Origin of the sequence: Corynebacterium pollutisoli (genome assembly GCF_900177745.1) — a bacterium.
In the GTDB taxonomy this organism is placed as follows: domain Bacteria; phylum Actinomycetota; class Actinomycetes; order Mycobacteriales; family Mycobacteriaceae; genus Corynebacterium; species Corynebacterium pollutisoli.
Genome location: NZ_FXAR01000001.1, coordinates 613768 through 632418, shown reverse-complemented (window position 1 = coordinate 632418; position 18651 = coordinate 613768). Strand labels below are relative to the sequence as shown.

At 69.4% G+C, this 18651-nt stretch carries 20 protein-coding genes; 10 read left to right on the top strand and 10 right to left on the bottom strand.

Annotated features, from left to right (window positions below; all coding sequences use genetic code 11):
* Window positions 1–3 precede the first annotated feature (3 nt).
* Window positions 4–477 carry a transcriptional regulator NrdR gene (gene nrdR / locus B9Y70_RS03080; RefSeq protein WP_085548755.1) on the bottom strand — a complete coding sequence of 158 codons (474 nt, stop codon included), beginning with the start codon at window positions 475–477 and terminating at the stop codon, window positions 4–6.
* A 104-nt stretch (window positions 478–581) separates the two neighbouring features.
* Window positions 582–767 carry a hypothetical protein gene (locus tag B9Y70_RS12600; protein WP_143337481.1) on the bottom strand — a complete coding sequence of 62 codons (186 nt, stop codon included), beginning with the start codon at window positions 765–767 and terminating at the stop codon, window positions 582–584.
* Between the two features lie 443 nt (window positions 768–1210).
* On the opposite strand from B9Y70_RS12600, the gene lexA reads away from it, so the two are divergent.
* Both lexA and B9Y70_RS03070 read left to right on the top strand, forming a co-directional pair.
* A complete protein-coding gene (lexA, locus tag B9Y70_RS03075) occupies window positions 1211–1912 on the top strand; it encodes a transcriptional repressor LexA (RefSeq protein ID WP_085548754.1) in 702 nt (233 codons plus the stop codon).
* Window positions 1913–2158: 246 nt separating this feature from the next.
* Complete coding sequence (locus B9Y70_RS03070; protein WP_085548753.1) at window positions 2159–2941, top strand: DeoR/GlpR family DNA-binding transcription regulator; 783 nt, start codon at window positions 2159–2161, stop codon at window positions 2939–2941.
* Between the two features lie 66 nt (window positions 2942–3007).
* On the opposite strand, the gene ptsP is transcribed toward B9Y70_RS03070, so the two are convergent.
* Complete coding sequence (ptsP, locus tag B9Y70_RS03065; RefSeq protein WP_085548835.1) at window positions 3008–4687, bottom strand: phosphoenolpyruvate--protein phosphotransferase; 1680 nt, start codon at window positions 4685–4687, stop codon at window positions 3008–3010.
* Window positions 4688–5018: 331 nt separating this feature from the next.
* Between ptsP and B9Y70_RS03060 the strand changes: the two genes are divergently transcribed.
* Genes B9Y70_RS03060 through B9Y70_RS03050 form a run of 3 tightly spaced genes read left to right on the top strand, consistent with a single transcriptional unit; the run spans window position 5019 to window position 8243 of the window.
* Complete coding sequence (locus tag B9Y70_RS03060; protein ID WP_085548752.1) at window positions 5019–5984, top strand: 1-phosphofructokinase family hexose kinase; 966 nt, start codon at window positions 5019–5021, stop codon at window positions 5982–5984.
* Window positions 5965–7941 (top strand): PTS fructose transporter subunit IIABC, encoded by a 1977-nt coding sequence (locus B9Y70_RS03055; RefSeq protein WP_085548751.1) that lies wholly within the window; start codon window positions 5965–5967, stop codon window positions 7939–7941. The genes B9Y70_RS03060 and B9Y70_RS03055 overlap by 20 nt, the downstream gene beginning before the upstream one ends.
* Window positions 7942–7976: 35 nt before the next feature.
* The gene (locus B9Y70_RS03050) at window positions 7977–8243 is read left to right on the top strand and encodes an HPr family phosphocarrier protein (RefSeq protein ID WP_085548750.1); all 267 of its coding nucleotides are present in this window, start codon (window positions 7977–7979) and stop codon (window positions 8241–8243) included.
* A gap of 52 nt (window positions 8244–8295) precedes the next feature.
* Here B9Y70_RS03050 and B9Y70_RS03045 read toward each other — a convergent pair whose 3' ends face one another.
* From B9Y70_RS03045 to B9Y70_RS03035, 3 genes are all read right to left on the bottom strand, one after another.
* A complete protein-coding gene (locus B9Y70_RS03045) occupies window positions 8296–8664 on the bottom strand; it encodes a hypothetical protein (RefSeq protein WP_143337480.1) in 369 nt (122 codons plus the stop codon).
* Window positions 8665–8747: 83 nt separating this feature from the next.
* Window positions 8748–9212, bottom strand: a complete 465-nt coding sequence (locus B9Y70_RS03040; protein WP_085548748.1) for a GyrI-like domain-containing protein — start codon at window positions 9210–9212, stop codon at window positions 8748–8750.
* 5 nt (window positions 9213–9217) lie between these two features.
* The gene (locus B9Y70_RS03035) at window positions 9218–10504 is read right to left on the bottom strand and encodes a uracil-xanthine permease family protein (protein WP_420838425.1); all 1287 of its coding nucleotides are present in this window, start codon (window positions 10502–10504) and stop codon (window positions 9218–9220) included.
* Window positions 10505–10534: 30 nt separating this feature from the next.
* Here B9Y70_RS03035 and B9Y70_RS03030 point away from each other — a divergent pair, with 30 nt between their 5' ends.
* Window positions 10535–10771 (top strand): hypothetical protein, encoded by a 237-nt coding sequence (locus B9Y70_RS03030; protein ID WP_085548746.1) that lies wholly within the window; start codon window positions 10535–10537, stop codon window positions 10769–10771.
* 54 nt (window positions 10772–10825) lie between these two features.
* Here B9Y70_RS03030 and hflX read toward each other — a convergent pair whose 3' ends face one another.
* Window positions 10826–12355 carry a GTPase HflX gene (gene hflX, locus B9Y70_RS03025; RefSeq protein WP_085548745.1) on the bottom strand — a complete coding sequence of 510 codons (1530 nt, stop codon included), beginning with the start codon at window positions 12353–12355 and terminating at the stop codon, window positions 10826–10828.
* 68 nt (window positions 12356–12423) lie between these two features.
* Between hflX and B9Y70_RS03020 the strand changes: the two genes are divergently transcribed.
* Complete coding sequence (locus tag B9Y70_RS03020; RefSeq protein WP_085548744.1) at window positions 12424–13170, top strand: hypothetical protein; 747 nt, start codon at window positions 12424–12426, stop codon at window positions 13168–13170.
* An 8-nt stretch (window positions 13171–13178) separates the two neighbouring features.
* Window positions 13179–13709: a hypothetical protein gene (locus B9Y70_RS03015; RefSeq protein WP_162494801.1), complete on the top strand. Its 531-nt coding sequence runs from the start codon at window positions 13179–13181 to the stop codon at window positions 13707–13709.
* Here the strand turns inward: B9Y70_RS03015 and dapF are convergent.
* The 3 genes from dapF to B9Y70_RS03000 form a co-directional block, all read right to left on the bottom strand.
* Window positions 13706–14497 carry a diaminopimelate epimerase gene (gene dapF, locus B9Y70_RS03010; RefSeq protein ID WP_085548834.1) on the bottom strand — a complete coding sequence of 264 codons (792 nt, stop codon included), beginning with the start codon at window positions 14495–14497 and terminating at the stop codon, window positions 13706–13708. The genes B9Y70_RS03015 and dapF overlap by 4 nt on opposite strands.
* Before the next feature lie 129 nt (window positions 14498–14626).
* Window positions 14627–15535, bottom strand: coding sequence for a tRNA (adenosine(37)-N6)-dimethylallyltransferase MiaA (miaA, locus tag B9Y70_RS03005; RefSeq protein WP_085548742.1), 909 nt, complete (start codon window positions 15533–15535; stop codon window positions 14627–14629).
* Entirely contained in the window at window positions 15523–16113 is a 591-nt protein-coding gene (locus tag B9Y70_RS03000; RefSeq protein WP_085548741.1) for a hypothetical protein, read from the bottom strand. Before B9Y70_RS03000 ends, miaA begins: the two co-directional genes overlap by 13 nt.
* 99 nt (window positions 16114–16212) lie before the next feature.
* On the opposite strand from B9Y70_RS03000, the gene B9Y70_RS02995 reads away from it, so the two are divergent.
* Window positions 16213–17577 carry a DUF349 domain-containing protein gene (locus B9Y70_RS02995; protein ID WP_085548740.1) on the top strand — a complete coding sequence of 455 codons (1365 nt, stop codon included), beginning with the start codon at window positions 16213–16215 and terminating at the stop codon, window positions 17575–17577.
* The gene (locus B9Y70_RS02990) at window positions 17578–18603 is read left to right on the top strand and encodes a GNAT family N-acetyltransferase (RefSeq protein WP_085548739.1); all 1026 of its coding nucleotides are present in this window, start codon (window positions 17578–17580) and stop codon (window positions 18601–18603) included.
* Window positions 18604–18651 lie beyond the last annotated feature (48 nt).

Here is an 18651-nt window from a genome sequence, read left to right as displayed (position 1 = left end):
CGGTCAGCCCTCGAGTGCCGCGGCCTCCTCGCGGGCGCGGCGGCGCATGAGGCGGATCTCCGACTCGAAGTCCTCGGCTGACTCGAAGGACTTGTACACCGAGGCGAAACGCAGGTAAGCGACCTCGTCGAGGACGCGGAGCGGTTCGAGGATGGCCAGGCCGATGTCGTTGGCGTTGACCTGGGAACTGCCGTGCGACCGCACGGTCTCCTCGACCTCCTGCGCCAGGCGCTTGAGCGCGTCATCGGAGACATCACGCCCCTGGCAGGCGCGACGGACACCGAGAACAACCTTGTCGCGGCTGAACGGTTCCGTGACGCCGTTGCGCTTGATGACCAGCAGGATGGCCTTCTCAATCGTCGTGAAACGGCCTTCACAGGCCGTGCATTCACGACGCCGACGGATCGACGCCCCCGAGTCGATGATGCGCGAGTCGATGACGCGCGAGTGATCGTGATGGCAGAACGGGCAGTACACGGCGTGCCGTCACCACCTTTCCTTGGACCGATGACGAAGCTTTGATCAGCCCCCGATCCTACCCCTGCCCCCAAGCTCCCCTGCACCCCCGTGAGGTTCTCCGCCTAGCGGACTTCGACAGCCGGCACCGGGGCGGGTGCGTGGGCCGGATAGGCGGATTCGCCGGAGTCCCCCAGGATGGCGGCACCGATGAGGGCGCTACCGAACAGAGCGCCGACCAGGTAGGTCGTCCACACATCCCGGCGACGGCGGGCACGGTCCTCCCACGTGGCATTAGGGCGTGGAAGCACGGGGTCGATTACTCGGCGCTGCGTTCGATCGGCGGGCTGCAGGGTTCGAACACCGCGCTCTGCCGCGGTACCCTCCTTGAAACCGGAGGGCTCCCAGACAGCAGCTCCCGGAACACGGACCTGCTGCGAACCTCGGACGGCGCTACCTGCATGGGAGTCGTTGATGAAGATGGTCATGATGTGGTCCTTTCGTTGTCTGCGGCGAGAATATCGGGGCCACCCGACACACTCGAACAGCGCTACCGTTCACATGTTCGAACTAGCTGCTATGTTCGATTTATAGCAGCCGTTCGAAACTTTGTCCACACTCGCCCGCGATCAGTCGAACATCCGTACCAGGACGTGGTAGACATGTATCAGGTGAATGGCACACTGACGTACCGCCGTTCGACAACCGTCCAGCACGCCATCCAGCATCCAGCCCCGACAAGGAGCGCACGACCATGACAGCCTCAACCCCCACCCCGACGGGCAAGCCGGACCCGTCGTCCCTGTCCGACCGCCAGCGACGCATCCTCGAGGTCATCCGGGACGCCGTCGTCCTGCGCGGGTACCCGCCGAGCATCCGGGAGATCGGCGATGCCGCGGGCCTGCAGTCCACCTCCTCGGTCGCCTACCAGCTCAAGCAGCTGGAGAAGAAGGGCTTCCTGCGCCGCGACCCGAACAAGCCCCGCGCGGTCGACGTGCGCACCCTCCCCTCGACCGAGTCCCCCCGCAAGCCGGGGCGCAAGGCCGCCGCCAAGCCGGCCTCCACCCCGGAGGACGCCAGCCCGGCGAACTTCATCCCGGTACTCGGCCGCATCGCCGCGGGTTCGCCGATCCTGGCCGAGCAGACCGTGGAGGACTACTACCCGCTGCCGGCCGACCTGGTCGGCGACGGCGAGCTCTTCATGCTGCAGATCGACGGTGAGTCCATGCGCGACGCCGGCATCCTGCACGGTGACTGGGTCGTCGTGCGGTCGCAGCCGGTGGCGGAGCAGGGTGAGTTCGTCGCCGCCCTCATCGACGGGGAGGCCACGGCCAAGGAGTTCCACAAGGACTCCACCGGCGTGTGGCTGCTGCCGCACAACGAGGACTTCTCCCCCATCCCGGGTGACAAGGCGGAGATCATGGGCAAGATTGTGTCGGTGTTCCGCAAGCTCTGACGCCCGTCGGCCACCCCCGCCGGTTCGGGCACTCCCCACCCCGAAGAGTCACACCTTCCCAAGCGAACGGGCATGTCACGGCGTCATGGTCCGCCGTGGAGTCCGCTCGTTCGACCCGCGTCTCTCCCCCGTTGCCGCTGGCCAATAGGTGAACGTCTGACCTGTAAACCCGAATTTTGCGACAATAGCAGAAACGGACATTTATCCATGTCCGATTCCCACGGGCACGGCGTTAGAGGAGACTCCATGTACGCAGAAGAGCGGAGGCGGCAGATCGCCTCCCTCACCGCCGTCGAGGGGCGGGTCAATGTCACCGAGTTGGCCAACCGTTTCGATGTGACGGCCGAAACTATCCGACGTGATCTCGCGGTGCTGGACCGCGAGGGCGTCGTCCACCGCGTCCACGGCGGCGCGGTCGCCAGCCAAACGTTCCAGACCACCGAGTTCTCCCTCGACGCCCGTTTCCGCTCCGCGCCCACCGCCAAGTCCGCCATCGCCCGGGCGGCTCTGCGCTACCTGCCCGAGCCGCACGGTGGCCTGTTCCTCGACGCCGGATCCACCATCGGCACCCTCGCCGACCTCATCGCGGAGCAGCCGAACGCCTCGCAGTGGTCGATCGTCACCAACAGCCTGCCCATCTCCCTCAACCTGGCCACCCGTGGTCTCAACGAGGTGCAGCTGCTCGGCGGTTCGGTCCGCGCCATCACCCAGGCCGTCGTCGGCGACACGGCCCTGCGCACCCTGGCGCTCATGCGCGCCGACGTCGCCTTCATCGGGACCAACGCCCTCACCCTCGACCACGGCCTGTCGACGGCCGATGCGCAGGAGGCGGCCATCAAATCGGCGATGGTCACCAACGCCCACAAGGTGGTCGTGCTGTGCGACTCCACGAAGCTGGGCACCGATTACCTCGTCAGCTTCGCGGGCATCGACGACATCGACGTCGTCATCACCGATCCCTCGGCCCCGGAGTCCTTCGTCACCGCGCTCCGCGAGCGCGAGGTCGACGTCATCATCGCCGAGGACTGACCGGCAGACAGCAACGCCCGCGCTCCCCCTCCCTGGGGCAGCGCGGGGGTTCCTGTCTGTCGAGATCTAGCCGAGGATCATCTCCGCGGCGATCTCGCGGGCGGCGGTGGCGCCGGAGGCGTCCAGCACGGCCTCGGCCACCTCCTGACACTGGGCGAGGTCGAGGTCGGCGAGCTGGGCGCCGACGCCGGCCACGGCGGTGGAGGCGGCGGACAGGGAGGTCACACCGAGTCCGGCCAGGACACACGCCAGCTTCGGGTCGGCGGCGGCCTCACCGCACACGCCGACGGGAGTCTCGGTGAGCTCACCGACGCGGCAGGTCTCCTTGACCAGGCGCAGCACTGCCGGTTGCCACGGGTCGGTGAGGTACGCCAGCGAGGGTGAGAGGCGGTCCGCGGCCATCGTGTACTGAGTGAGGTCGTTGGTGCCGATGGACACGAAGTCGAGATGCGGCATGATGCGGTCGGCCATGATGGCGGCGGCGGGGACCTCGATCATCGCGCCCGGGGTGAGGCCGCGCTCGCGGCACAGCTCGGCGAACCACTTGGCCTCACGCTCACGGGCCACCATGGGAGCCATGACCCAGGTGGGGGCGTCCTCGCCGCGGCCTTCGGCGGCGAGGGCGATGGCGTCGAGCTGGCGGACCATGATGCCGTCGTTGCCCCAGGCGATGCGCAGTCCACGGACGCCGAGGGCGGGGTTCTCCTCGTGCTCCATGTTGGCGTAGGCGATGGGCTTGTCGGAACCGGCGTCGAGGGTGCGGATGACCACCTTGGAATCCGGGAAGGCGTCGAACACCTTCCTGTACACCGCGGCCTGTTCCTCGACGGTGGGCTCCTTGGAGGCGGAGAGGAAGCTCATCTCGGTGCGGTAGAGGCCGATTCCCTCGGCCTGAGTGTCGGCGGCGACGCGGGCGGCCTGTCCGTCGGCGACGTTTGCCAGCAGCTGCACGCGGTGGCCGTCCTTCGTCTGGGCGGGGCCGCGCCACTGGGCGACGATGGCGGCGCGCTCCCGGGAGGAGGCGACGGCCGCGCGGGCGGACTCTTCGTCGGCGTCGAGGGTGATGGTGCCGCTGGCGCCGTCGATGAGCACCGGCTCGCCGTCGGGGATCTCGTTGATGCCCTTGCCGGCGGCGACGATGCAGGGGACGTTGAGCTGGCGGGCGATGATGGCGGTGTGACTGGTGGGGCCGCCGAGCTCAGTGACCAGGGCGACGACGAGCTCCGGGTTGAGGGTGGCGGTGTCGGCCGGGGAGAGGTCGTCGGCGAAGAGCACCTTCTCCGAGGTGATGTTCGGCAGGCCCGGCTCGTCCTCGCCGCGCAGCTCGGCGATGACGCGGTCGCGGATATCCCTGAGGTCGGTGGTGCGCTCGGCCATGAGCCCGCCGGCGGCCTCGAACATGTCCACGAACTTCTGGGTGGCGGCCACGGTGGCGTAGTCGGCGGGGTGTCCTCCGCTGATGTTCTTCTTCACGGCCTTGCGCCAGCCGCGGTCGTTGACCATGCCGACGGTCGCCTTGAGAACCTCGGCGGCGGCACCGTCGACGGTCTCGGAGCGGGCGGTGAGCCGCTCGGCGACGGTGTCGGCGGCGACGGTGAACCGTTCAAACTCGGCGTCGCGGGCGTCCTCGGCGACGGTGGCCCCGGATTCGGGGAGCTCGGGTCGGGCGTGGACCCAGATGGCGGGGGCGTAGGCGATTCCGGCGACGACGCCGGTTCCCTTGACGAACGTGGATTCAGTGGCCATGGCGATGTAGTCCCATCTCACAGTGCAGAAGTCGTGTGACCTCCAGAACACCACAAAATCCACCCTTTAGCAACGATACAGACACGCCCATCTTGACAACCAAACACATTCGGACAATGATGAGGTCACAACCAGACATGTAGTGTGACTTACGTCATCATTTTCGTAACGACCCGCCGCAGACGCGCCCCAGGTGCCTCGGGAACACCCGACCGCCCCCTACGATTGATCCAGCTCAGGCGACCGCCACCCCCGCGGGTGGCCGGTGACCTGACGTTGACCGCGTCGACCACAGTTTTTCCGAACGGACAGAACGGACAGGGAGCCCACCGTGATTCTCACCTTGACCCCCAACCCCAGCATCGACGCCACGATGCAGCTGGCCGACAGGCTCCGCCGCGGTCTCGTCCACCGCCCCACAACCATCTCCCAGGTCGCCGGCGGCAAGGGCGTCAACGTCACCCACGCGCTGACGCTGGCCGACAAGCTGAGCCTCGCGCTGTTCCCGGCGGACGGCAACGACCCCTTCGTCGCGCTGGCCCGCCAGGCGGGGATCCCCTTCCACTCCATCCCGGTGTCCGAGGGCGTCCGCATCAACACCACCCTCACCGAGCCGGACGGCACGACCACGAAGATCAACGGTCACGGCGCCACCATCGAACCGCCGACCCGCCGCATCATCGAGGAGACCGTCACCCGCCTCGCCGGCAACGCGTCCTGGCTGGTCATGGCCGGTTCGCTGCCGCCCGGGGTCCCCGAGGACTGGTACACCACGCTCATCGCGACGGTTCGCGCCACGCACCCGGATCTGCTCATCGCCGTCGACACCTCCGACCGGGCGATGCACTCCCTCGGCGCGGGTCTTGAGACCGCCGCCCCGACCCTGATCAAGCCGAACGGCCTCGAGCTCGGGCAGCTCGTCGGCCGGGACGGCGAGGCGATGGAGGCGGCGGCCGCGCGTGGCGACATCGCCGACGTGGTCGAGGCCGCCCGCATCGTCGTCACGCGGGGTATCGACGAGGTCCTCGTCACCCTCGGTCCCGCCGGCGCCGTGCTGGTCACCTCATTCGGTGCGTGGATTGCCACGCCCCCGCCGGTCGACGTGCAGTCCACCGTCGGGGCCGGCGACAGTTCCCTGGCGGGTTACCTCATCGCCCGCGCCGAGGGTGCGGACCCGGCGGGTTGCCTCGCCCGGGCCGTCGCCTACGGCACCGCGGCGACCGGCCTGCCCGGCACCACCATCCCCTCCCCCTCGCAACTGAATCTCAAGGAAACCCATGTCCGTCATCTCCCCTGACCTGGTGCGACTCGACGTCGACCTCGGCGCAGGCACCACCGACGTCATCTCCGGGCTGGCCCGGGTCGTCCATGCCGCCGGCCGTGCCGACGACGCCACCCTGCTTGCCGACGCCGCCCTCGCCCGCGAGGCCCAGAACCCCACCGGCGTGCCCGGGCAGGTCGCGATCCCCCACTGCCGGTCCGCGGCGGTCACCGAACCCACCCTCGCCTTCGCCCGTCTCTCGCGCCCCGTCGACTTCGGCGGCCCGGACGGTGACGCCGAGCTCGTCTTCCTCATCGCCGCGCCGGAGGGTGGTGGCAAGGTGCACCTGAAGATCCTCTCCAAGCTGGCCCGCGCCCTCGTGCGCGGCGACTTCCGCGAGCGCCTCCGCGCCGCCGCCACCCCGGAGGAGGTCGTCGCCGCCGTCGACGACGTCATCGGCGATCTCCCCGCGACCACCCCGCCGGAGAAGACCCGCATCGTCGCGGTCACCGCCTGCCCGACGGGCATCGCGCACACCTACATGGCGGCGGACTCCCTCACCCAGACCGCCGCCGCCCGCGCGGACGTCGAACTCCACGTGGAGACCCAGGGATCCTCGTCCACCGACGCCCTCGACCCGGAGATCATCCGGCAGGCGGACGCGGTCATCTTCGCCACCGACGTCGGCGTGCGCGACCGCGAGCGCTTCGCCGGCAAGCCCGTCATCGAGGCCGCCGTCAAGCGCGCCATCAACGAACCCGCCGTCATGATCGACGAAGCCGTGACCGCCTCCCGCGACCCGCAGGCGCGGCGGGTGAGCGGCACGGCGTCGACAGCGGAGAAGAAGCAGGAGCTGGGCTGGGCCCGGCGCATCCAGCAGGCGGTGATGACCGGTGTCTCGTACATGATCCCGTTCGTCGCGGCCGGCGGCCTGCTGCTCGCGCTCGGCTTCCTCGTCGGCGGGTACGACATGGCCAACGGCTGGGAGGCCATCGCGCTGCAGCACTCGCCGGGCAACCTGCCCGGCAACGAGGTGCTTGTCGACGGCGCCCCCGTCACCTTCGACCGCTCCGGTCTCGCGCTGTACCTCGGTGCGGTGCTCTTCGCCACGGGGCAGATGGCGATGGGCTTCATCGTCGCCGCCCTGTCCGGCTACACGGCGTACTCGCTGGCGGGCAGGCCGGGCATCGCCCCCGGTTTCGTCGGCGGCGCGATCTCGGTGCTCATCGGCGCCGGTTTCATCGGCGGTCTGGTCACCGGTGTCCTCGCCGGCCTCATCGCGTACTGGATCGCATCGTGGAGGGTGCCGCGGATCCTCACCTCCCTCATGCCGGTGGTGATCATCCCGCTGCTCACCTCCCTCGTCGTCGGACTGCTCATGTTCCTGCTGCTGGGACGCCCGCTGGAGGGCATCATGACCGGACTGACGGACTGGCTGTCGTCGATGTCCGGCTCCTCGGCGGTGGTGCTGGGCATCATCCTCGGCCTCATGATGTGCTTCGACCTCGGCGGCCCGGTGAACAAGGCGGCGTACCTGTTCGCCACCGCCGGCCTGTCAACGGGTGACACCGCCTCCATGCAGATCATGGCCGCCGTCATGGCCGCCGGCATGGTCCCGCCCATCGCCCTGTCCGTGGCCACGCTGGTGCGGAAGCGGCTGTTCACCCCGGCGGAGCAGGAGAACGGCAAGTCCGCGTGGCTGCTCGGTTTGTCCTTCATCTCCGAGGGCGCGATCCCCTTCGCGGCGGCCGACCCGCTGCGCGTCATCCCCTCGATGATGGCTGGCGGCGCGGTCACCGGCGCCGTCTCCATGGCCCTCGGAGCGGGGTCCCGCGCCCCGCACGGCGGCGTGTTCGTCCTCTTCGCCATCGACCCCTGGTGGGGCTTCCTGCTGGCCATCATCGCCGGTACGGTCGTGTCCGCGGTGGCGGTCATCGGGCTCAAGCAGTTCTGGCCCTCCCGGGCAGTGGCAGCTGCCACAGTGGATGCCTAAACTGGCGTTCATCACCCGTTAAAGAAAGGACCACCATGGCTTCCAAGACCGTGACCGTCGGCTCCGCAGTCGGCCTGCACGCCCGCCCCGCCGCCATCGTCGCTGACGCCGCCGGCGAGTACGACGACGACATCATCCTCACCCTCGTCGGCGACGAGGACGGCGAGGAGGCCGACGCCGCCTCCTCCCTCATGATCATGGCGCTGGGCGCCGAGAAGGGCGACCAGGTCACCGTCACCTCCGACAACGCCGAGGCCGTCGAGAAGATCGCCGCCCTCATCGAATCCGACCTGGACAACTAGTCCCCGGAATCACCGACGCCTCCCGGTCCCCACCGGGAGGCGTCGTCTCGTTCTACTGGTAGGCGATGATGATGGCGTCGTGCCGCTGCGCGGCCTCGGCGAAGAACTTCTGCAGCGGCGGCAGATCATGCGAGTACGTCAGCTCACCGACCTCGCCCAGCGCCTCCGCGATCATGGCCACCTGCACCGGGGCCAGGGCGTTCCGCGTCGGCTTGTACTGCCACATCTCGCCGCCGTTGAGCGCCGGCTCGGCATGGGTGAGCAGCAGATCCTCATCGAGGATGAACCAGTCGTCGCTCAGACGCAGGGTGGGATGATCCCCGGCCTCGATGAGCTTGTCGACGACCGCCACCCGGTTCGGGGTCACCGTCAGGCGGAGGTAATCATCCTTGGAGACGGCGAGATACACAGGAACACGCATGCCTACCGTTGTACCACCGTGAGCGGGTGGTCCGTCGGCCTCACGGGCCAAGTCCCCGGTGGTTTGTGATGAAAATCGCGGGATCAGGCGAGGGTGACGTAGAGGTCCGTGATCATGTCCGCCGGATCCGCCTCCGGGGAGGGTTCGGTGACGTAGGTCTCCCAGCACACCGGACCCGCCGGCCGCCCGGATTCCCTGACCGCCTCCGTCAATTCCTGCCAGGTCCGGCCCAACGTGTCGTAGGAACCGTGGTGCCGGGTGGTGAACGCCTCGCACTCCGGAACGTGGTGCACCAGCTCCGGATGCGCGGCCTCCACGGCGGCCACCTGCTCGGGGTGCAGCGGAAAGGCGGCGGCGATGTCGACGGTCTCGGTCAGCGGCGAGAAGTAGTACGCGTGGGCCGGGCCCGCGGGGTGCGCCCCGACCGCCTGCAGGGCGTCGATAAGCAGGGGGTAGGCGCGGTCGAAGAAGGCGGGCAGCTCGTCGACGGAGACGGTCTCACGCGAGGCGATGAACGCGTGGGCGGGGACGGTGATCTCTCGGGTCATGCCACCTAATTGTAGAACTTGGCGCCCCGGCCTTCACCGACGTGAATGTAGAGCCACTTGAGCAGCGGGTACGCGAGGATGATGCCCGCCGAACCCCAGGCGATGCCCTCCAGCTCGACGGAACCGATGCTCAGCGTCAGGTTGCCGATGCCCGCGATGAGCGCCACCGCCGCCGCCGTGAGGTTGACCGGATTGTTGAAGTTGACCCTGTTGTCCTGCCAGATGCGGATACCGAGCATGCCGATGAGTCCGTACAGCACGATCGTCGCGCCGCCCAGCACCCCGGTCGGGATGGTGAAGATGAGCGCACCGAACTTCGGGATGAACGCCAGCGCGATCGCCGTCGCCGCCGCCACCCAGTACGCGGCCGTCGAGTAGACGCGGGTGGCGGCCATGACGCCGATGTTCTCCGCGTACGTGGTGGTACCGGAACCACCGAAGGAACCGGCCAACGTGGTCGCCAGGCCGTCCGCGACGAGGGCGTCGCCCGCCAGATCGTCGAGGTTCTTCCCCGTCATCTCCGAGACGGCCTTGACGTGGCCGACGTTCTCCGCGATGAGCACGATGACCACCGGCAGCGTCACGAGGATCGCCGACAGGTGGAACTCCGGGCTGTGGAACTGCGGCACACCGATCCACGCGGCCTGCCGGATGGTCTCCCCCGCCCCCTCCGCGAGATTGCCCGTCACCGTGGCGAACACCCAGCCCACCACCACACCGATGAGAATGCCCAGACGCGCCACCATGCCACGCCCGGCGACCGTGCACACGAGGATCGCCACCATCGTCACCGCCGCCACCAGCGGCTGCGCCTGGAAGTTGCTCGTGGCCACCGGCGCCAGGTTGAGGCCGATGAGCGCCACGATCGCACCCGTCACCGCCGGCGGCATCACCGCGTCGATGACCTTCCGGCCGGCCGCCTTGACGATGAACCCCACCGCCATGAGCACGACACCGGTGACCAGCACGCCACCGATCTGCGCGCCGGGGCCGTGCTGCTGGCTGGCGATCATCGGCGCGATGAACGCGAACGACGACCCCAGGTAGGAGGGCAGGCGGTTACGGGTGATGAGCAGGAAGATCATCGTGCCCAGACCGGAGAACAACAGGGTGGTGTTAACGGGGAATCCGGTCAGGGTGGGGACAAGGAGGGTCGCTCCGAACATCGCCACGACATGCTGCATGCCGATGCCGATGGTGCGGGGCCAGCTGAGGCGCTCGTCGGGTGCGACGACCGCGCCGGGGGCAATTTTCCGACCGTCGCCGTGGACGGTCCAACCGAGGCTTTTGATGGTCACGGTTACACAGTAGCGTCGATAAGCATGAATCCTGACACGCAACCGTTCGCCTTCGGACGCGACGGCGTCCGCGTCTTCTCGCTCATCGGCGCCGCACTGGCCGCCTGGTTCTGGTACGAGCAGGAGGGCGGCGGCTGGATCGCCATGGTGTGGATGCTCGCCGTGTCGTGGGCGGTGCTGTTCGTCGTGTTCACGCTCGCGCGGTGGGCGTTCAACCGACTGTTCGCGTGGGGTGCACGGCGGGCGGAGGAGGACTCGTAATTACCGGCGACGACCTGACACTATGCGCGGATGGCATGCATCCGGTGATCGTTGTTACGACGCCTCCCCCTCCACCGCGAACTCCGCCAGCTCGCGGGCCATGGACTGCGGGAGGCGGACGTCGATGAGCGTGCCGTCGGCGGTGTACTCCTCGGAGCGCACGGTGCCGTACTCGTGCAGGCGTGAGATGACGTCGCCGCGGGTGAAGGGCACGAGCAGCACGAGATGGGCGTCGAGGGAGTTGAGGAACAGCTCGATGCGTGCCTCCAGCTCCGGGATGCCCTCACCGGTGACGGCGGAGACGTAGACGGCGTCATCGACCGCGTGCCGCAGCTCGGCGAGCACCAGCGGATCGGCCTGGTCGATCTTGTTCACCACGATCATCTCCGGCGGAGCGTCCTCGCCGGTCTCCTTGACGATGTCGTAGATGACCTTGTTCACGGCCTCGATCTGCTTGAGCGGGAACGGGTCGGAGCCGTCGACGACGTGCAGCACCAGATCGGCCGCCAGCACCTCCTCGAGCGTCGACTTGAAGGCCTCGACGAGCTGCGTCGGCAGGTGGCGGACGAAACCGACGGTGTCGGTGAAGACGACGGCGCGGCCGTCGGCGAGCTCGGCGCGCCGGGTCGTCGGGTCCAGGGTGGCGAACAGCGCGTCCTCCACGAGCACACCCGCGCCCGTGAGCGCGTTGATGAGCGAGGACTTACCGGCGTTGGTGTACCCCGCGATGGCGATCTGCGGGATCGTCGACTCCTGACGACGCTGACGCTTGATCTCACGCGCCGTCTTCATCCCCGCCAGTTCACGGCGCAGCTTGGACATCTCCTGGCGCAGGCGACGACGATCCGCCTCGATCCGCGTCTCACCGGGACCACGCAGACCCACACCGCCGTTGGAGCCGGCGCGGCCACCCGCCTGACGCGACAGGTTGCCACCCCAGCCACGCACGCGGGTGTAGAGGTACTCCATCTGCGCCAGCGACACCTGCGCCTTGCCCTCCTTGGACTTCGCGTGCTGGGCGAAGATGTCGAGGATGAGCATGGTGCGGTCGATGACCTTGGTGTTCAGTGCCGTCTCCAGCGCGACGAGCTGGCCGGGGCTGAGCTCACCGTCGCAGATGACGGTGTCGGCGTCGGTCGCGGCGATGATGTCCTTGAGCTCGGCGACCTTGCCGGACCCGATGTAGGTGCCCGGGTCGGGCTTGTCGCGGCGCTGGTAGAGCATCTCGAGGACCTCGGCACCCGCGGTCTCGGCGAGGGCGGCGAGCTCGGCCATGTTCGCGTCGACCTCCGCGGAGGTACCCTCCGTCCACACGCCGACGAGTATGACCTGTTCGAGGCGCAGCTTGCGGTACTCGACCTCGGTGATGTCCTCGGAGTCGCGGGAACGGATCTCGGTGTCACGGGTGACGCGGCGGAAGCGGTTACGCTCGGCGAGATCGAGCTCGCCGGTGGTGGGGGTCAGCAGATCGGAGAGATCCGTGCCCGGGTCCTCCGGGATGGTCGGCTGCGGGGCATTGTCGCGGAAGGCGCGGGCCAGCAGTTCATCGTGGGAGTTGGGGTCGTTCTGGGAAACATCAGTCATTTCTGTTCATTGTTCCACGTCGGAGGCGGAGTTAACAGCACCGGGCCGCCGCGATACACTGAACAACCATGAGCACCGACCTGAAGAGCATCGGACTGGGTTTTGACCGCTGGCAGGACGCCGTCGAAGCGGCCATCGCCACCAATCAGCTGGTTGTCGCCGGCGAGATCCGGGGTGGACAGCTGATCCAGTTCACGGACGCCTCGGGCGCCCAGATCAACATCCTGGCCGTCGAGCCGTTCGCCACCTTCGCCGGCTTCGAGTCGGTCACCCAGACCTTCGCCCACGTCAGCATGGTCAACGACGTTCTCGCGCTGTGTGAGATCGTCACCCCGGACGGCACCGTCCTGTCGTCGATCACCTGCAACCTGGCCCAGGGCCCACTGCTTGTCGACGCCCCCACCCAGACCTGGCAGCAGATCGGCGTCACCGCCCTCGGCCTGGACACCACCACCTACGAGTCCCCCGAGGCCTACGAGGCCGCCTCCGGCCAGGTCGTCGGCGAGATCGTCTCCGAGGGTGCGCAGCTGGTCACCTCCGGTTCCGGTGCCGCCGCCCCGGACGCCTCCGCGTTCTTCTCCGCCCGCATCCTCGACTCCGAATACCGCCACAACCAGCTCACCGGCCAGCGTTTCATCCACGCCACCGTCGACGGCGCCTTCCCCTTCGATCTCTGCCTGGTCGACGGCCCGGAGCTGCCGGAGAAGGGTTCCGTCGTCGCCGGCACCGCGATGCTCACCGCCTCCGTCCTGTCCCCCATGTCGGGTGGCGGCTGCGGCGGGTGCGGCAGCTCCTGCGGCTGCGGCGGCCACTAGAGGCACACATGTCGGACCGGATGCTCATCAAGCCGGATCCCCCGCGGCAGCGGTGGATTCTGCTGCTCATCATCGCCGCCTGCGTGGCGGTCCTGGTGATCTTCCGGCTGCAGGGGCTCCTGCTCATCCTGCCGATCCTGGCGGTGGCGATGCTCGTGATGAGCCGGCGTCCCGACACCACCGAGACCCTCGCCCTGCGCTCCTCCATCACGCTGAGCGCCGAGGACATCGAGGACGTCATCGCCGAGTTCGACCGCTTCGCCACCGGCACCGACGCCGAGGCCATCGCGGACCGCACCCTCAACCGTCCGGCGCTGCTCGACCTCGACTGCACCGACCCGGACATCGCGGCGTTCCATCATGAGTACGCCACCGCGCGCCGTTTCCTCTCGCGCCTCGACGCCCGCCTCGCCGCCGAGAACCTCGAGGTCTCCCAGCTGGAGACCATCCTGACGGTCACCGACATGCGGGCCCTCGAGATCAAGGAGACGTGGCTGGCCGCCCGGCAGGCCGCCCAGCGCCTGGGGCACGACTACTAGAGCGTGACCTCACCCGTCGCGATGATCCGCGACGGTCCGGTGAGCGTCGAACGGTCACCGTCGATGGTCACCTGCACCGTGCCGCCCGGGATGTGGACGGTCACCTCACCGTCCGTCCACCCGGCGTCGGCCAGGGCGGCGCGGGCGGCGGCCACCGTGCCCGTGCCGCAGGAGCGGGTCTCCCCCACCCCGCGCTCGTGGACCCGCATGTGTACGGCGCCGTCGGTCAGCGGGGTGAGGATCTCCACGTTGACCCCGCTGGGGAAGAACTCCCGGTCGAACTCGGGGTCCGAAAGTGCCATAGCCTGCAGCGACTCCGGGGTGAGTCCGGGCAGCACACACGCCACGTGGGGGTTGCCCATGTCGACGCCCAGCCCGGCGACGGTGAGATCCCCCAGGCGGGCCGTTGACAGGCCGGTGACCTCGGCGGCCCCCATCTCAACCGTGACCACCGCGTCGGTGTCCGAGCACTCGCGCACGGTCACGCGGCGGTCGCCCGCCCGGGTGCCCACGGTGAACTCGTCGGAGTCGACCAGCCCGCGGGAGCGCAACCAGTGCGCGAACACGCGCACGCCGTTGCCGCACATCTCGGCGATGGAGCCGTCGGCGTTGCGGTAGTCCATGAACCACTGCCCGTCGGCGTCTGCGCGAACGACCCGCAGCACGCCGTCCGCCCCCAGGCCGGCGCGACGCTCGCACAGGGCGCGCACCTGCTCCTCGGTGGGGTCGACGGTGGCGTCGATGATGAGGAAGTCGTTCTCCGTGCCGTGGCCCTTGGCGAAGCTGATGGTGTTCACCGGAGCGATTCTAGAGCGCCCGCGTTGCGGCGTACTCCTCTGTGTCCCGGGGTCCGCGAAAAGCCCAGGTCGCTGCTCAGGCGTAGAGGAATCGGGGTACGCCCGTACGCGGCCCGCCGCTCAGGAGAGTGCTTCCAGAGCGGCGCGCGCCGGATCCGCCTCGGCCGCCAGCCACGTGATCCGCGGATCGCGGTTGAACCAGGAGCGCTGGCGACGCACGTAGCGGCGCGTGCCGGTGATGGTGCGCTCCACGGCCTCCTCCCACGTCAGCTCTCCCGCGCGGGCCGCGAGCACCTGGGCGTAACCGATGGCGCGGCCGGCGGTGGAGTCGGCGACGAGCCCGTGGTCGTCGACCAGCCCCTCGACCTCCTCGACGAGGCCGCGCTCGAACATCTGCCGGGTGCGCAGCTCGATGCGCGGGTTGAGCCATTCCGCCTGCGTGCGCAGGCCGAGGATCCGCGTGCCCCAGCGCGGGGGAGCGTCCTTCGGCGGCTGGGAGGCCTGGAACGGCTGCCCCGTCAGCTCGATGACCTCCAGCGCGCGGACGGTGCGGCGGGGATCCTTGTCCTCGATGACGGCGGCGGCCGCCGGGTCTACGGCAGCGAGCTCGGCGTGGAGGGCGTCGATGCCGATGTCCGCCAGGTGCTCCTCCCACCGGGCGCGGACGGCCGGGTCGGTCGGCGGGAACCGCCAGTCGTCGAGGAGAGACTGGACGTAAAGCATGGAACCACCGACGAGGACGGGCACGCGACCGCGGGACATGATGTCCTCGACGTCCGCGACGGCGTCAGCCTGGTAGCGGGCGACCGAGGCTGTCTCCGTGACGTCCCACACGTCGAGCTGGTGGTGCGGGATGCCCTCGCGCTCCTCCACGGTGAGCTTCGCGGTGCCGATGTCCATCCCGCGGTAGAGCTGCATCGAGTCGACGTTGACCACCTCGCCTCCGAGCTCATGGGCCAGGGCGAGGCCGAGCGCCGACTTGCCGGAGGCCGTCGGGCCGACGACCGCGACGGGTGTCAGATCTGCCATGCCGCCACGTACCTTCCCACGCCGTGCGTCGTGTCCGCCAGGAGGAGTTCCGCGTGCTGCGGTTCCCGTGCCGCGAGCTCATGCCACAGCCCGGGTTCGAGGACGCCGCCGTCGGCCGGCAGCTCCCCCGCCGGCCGGCCGGACAACACCGCGCGGCACCACTCGTCGGCGGCCGCGGCCTGCGGGAGCAGGGCCAGCGGGGCGCGCTCCGTCAGACCGGCGGAACCGTCAACCGCGACGAGAGTCAAGGCTTCGGGCTCGACTTCCCCCAGTTCCCCACGCACCGACGCCACCCGCGACGCCGCCTCGCCGAGCACGTACCGCTGCACCAGTTCCGGCAGGAACCGCCCCTCACCCACCGTCACCTGCGGCGCGCCCCAGGCTCGGAAGGACCCCTCGACACCCGTCTCCCACCGCGGGTCACGCGAGGCGACGAGGTGGATGGGGGCGGCGGTGGCGTCGACAAGCGAACGCACCAGGGACACCATCTGCGCGCCGACCGCATCGCGCGGCGCGAGCTCGGCGACCAACGCCGGCGAGGCGGGCATGATGATCAGGTTGGGGCTCACCCGGCACATCCTACTGACTCCTGCTGACAGGCCCGAACGGTGCGCGGTATGTTAGTTGGAGCACTATCGGCAGCCGTGTCGCGCGGCATGAAGCAAAGGACCATCGACATGACCAACTCCCCGACGCCGTCCCCGACGCCCGGCCCGAAGCCAGGCCACCGGCCGGGACCGAAGCCTGGTCCTCTGCCGGGCGGCGGACACCGCCCCACCCCCTCCCCGCGCCCCGCGGCCCCCGTCGCCGCCCGCCCGCCGAAGAACGACCCCGCCAAGTGGGGCCGCGTCGACGCCGACGGCACCGTCTACGTCACCACCGCCGACGGCGAGCGCGAGATCGGATCCTGGCAGGCCGGCACCCCCGAGGAGGGACTCGCCCACTACGGCACCCGCTTCGATGACCTGGCCACCGAGGTCGAACTCCTCGAGGCCCGCCTGACCGCCCACCCGGACGACGCCACCTCCATCAAGGAGGCCGCCGGCCACCTGCGCGAGACCCTGCCGACCGCCGCCGTCATCGGTGACCTCGCCGGCCTGGACAAACGCCTCGGCGACATCATGGAGCACTCCGACGCCGCCGGCGAGCAGGCCAAGGCCGACCGCGCCAAGCGCCGCGAGCAGGCCATCGCCCGCAAGGAGGCCCTCGCCGGGGAGGCCGAGGAGATCGCCGAGAACTCCACCGACTGGAAGGGCGCCGGCGACCGCCTCCGCGCCATCCTCGAGGAATGGAAGACCATCCGCGGCATCGACCGCAAGACCGACGACGCCCTGTGGAAGCGCTACTCCCGCGCCCGCGACTCCTTCAACCGCCGCCGCGGCTCCCACTTCGCCGAACTCGACCGGGGTCGCGCCGCTGCCCGCCGCGCCAAGGAGGCCCTCGTCGAGCGTGCCGAGGCCATCAAGGACTCCACCGACTGGAACGAGACCGCCCGCGCCTACCGCGACCTCATGAAGGAGTGGAAGGCCGCCGGCCGCGCCCCGCGCGACGTCGACGACAAGCTGTGGGAGGCTTTCCGCGCCGCCCAGGACCACTTCTTCAACGCACGCAACGCCGTCAACGCCGAGCGCGACAAGGAGTTCGTCGCCAACGCCGAGGCCAAAGACGCGCTCCTCGCGGAGTACGACTCCCAGATCGACCCCGCCAAGGGTCTCGACGGCGCCCGCGCCAAGCTGCGTGAGCTGCAGGAGAAGTGGGACGAGATCGGCTACGTCCCGCGCAACCAGGTCCGCGAGTACGAGGACAAGATCGGGGCGATCGAGAAGCGTGTCTCCGAGGCGGAGGAGTCCCAGTGGCGCCGCACCGACCCGGAGGCGCAGGCCCGCGCCCAGCAGTTCCTCGACAAGGTCGCCGAGTTCACCGCCCAGGCCGAAGCAGCCGAGGCCAAGGGCAACTCCAAGAAGGCCGAGAAGCTGCGCGGCCAGGCCGCCCAGTGGCAGGAGTGGGCCGACGCCGCCGCCAAGGCCGTCGAGGATCTCTAGTTGCAGCTCGTTCGTCTTGATCGGCCGGTTCCGGATGCGGAACCGGCCGATGACGTTGTCAACCTCGTCTTCCTCGCCAACCTCGCGGCGCAGGAGACCACCGGTGACACCGCCTCCTCCACCTCCGTCGAGCGCGTACAGCACCGCCTGCGCGGCTCCACCGAGTACGACACCCACGCCTTCGCGCTCGTCGCACCAGACGAGGATCCGGCCGGTTACCTCCTGCTGAGCACTCCCCTGGTCGAGGATCTGCAGGTCGCCGACGCCGAGATCATCCTCGACGCCGCGCATCTCCCCCTCCCCGGCACCGCCTTCGAGCCGGAGGGCCGGGCGGTGCTCGGGCAGCTCTACGACGCCGCCGAGACCCAGGCCGCGCGTCTCGGCCGCTCCCTCGTGCAGACGTGGCTGCTGCACGGCGCTGACGAGGCTCCGGGTACCGGCGACTGGGCGGATCTTCTGCGTGCCCGCGGTTACGAGCTCGGGCTCGCGGAGATCCAGGGCGTGGTCGAGATCGGGGGCGAACCGACGTGGCCCGCCGACGTCCGCGTCGACATCGTGCGCGACCTGCGGTTCCCCTCCGGACTCGTGAAGGGCGTACTCGCGCTCTACCACCGGGCCAGCGTCGACGTCCCGCACGGCGGCCTGCACGCCGACCCCGTCGACTGGACGACCGCCCGCCTGGCGGCCGCCGCCGAGCGGGTGCGCACCACCCGTCGTGAGGTGGTCTCGGTCGTGCTGTCCGACGCCACCGGGCCCGTCGGGATCAGCGAGATCACCCGCTTCCCCGGTTCCGAGCCGGGCATCGCCGAGCAGGGCATCACGATGATCGCCCCGTCGGCCCGCGGCCACGGGTACGGGCTCGAACTGAAGAAGGCCGCGCTGCAGGCGGCGGCCGCGGAACTCGGTGCGACGCGGGTCTACACCTCCAACGCCGCGGACAACACGTGGATGATCGACATCAACCGGCGCCTCGGGTGGCGTGTCATCTCCGGTGGTTCGGGATGGCAGAAGGTGCTGGACACGTAGGTCGCGTTGTCGCGTACCCCGATTTCTCCGGGGACGGAATTCCACCTG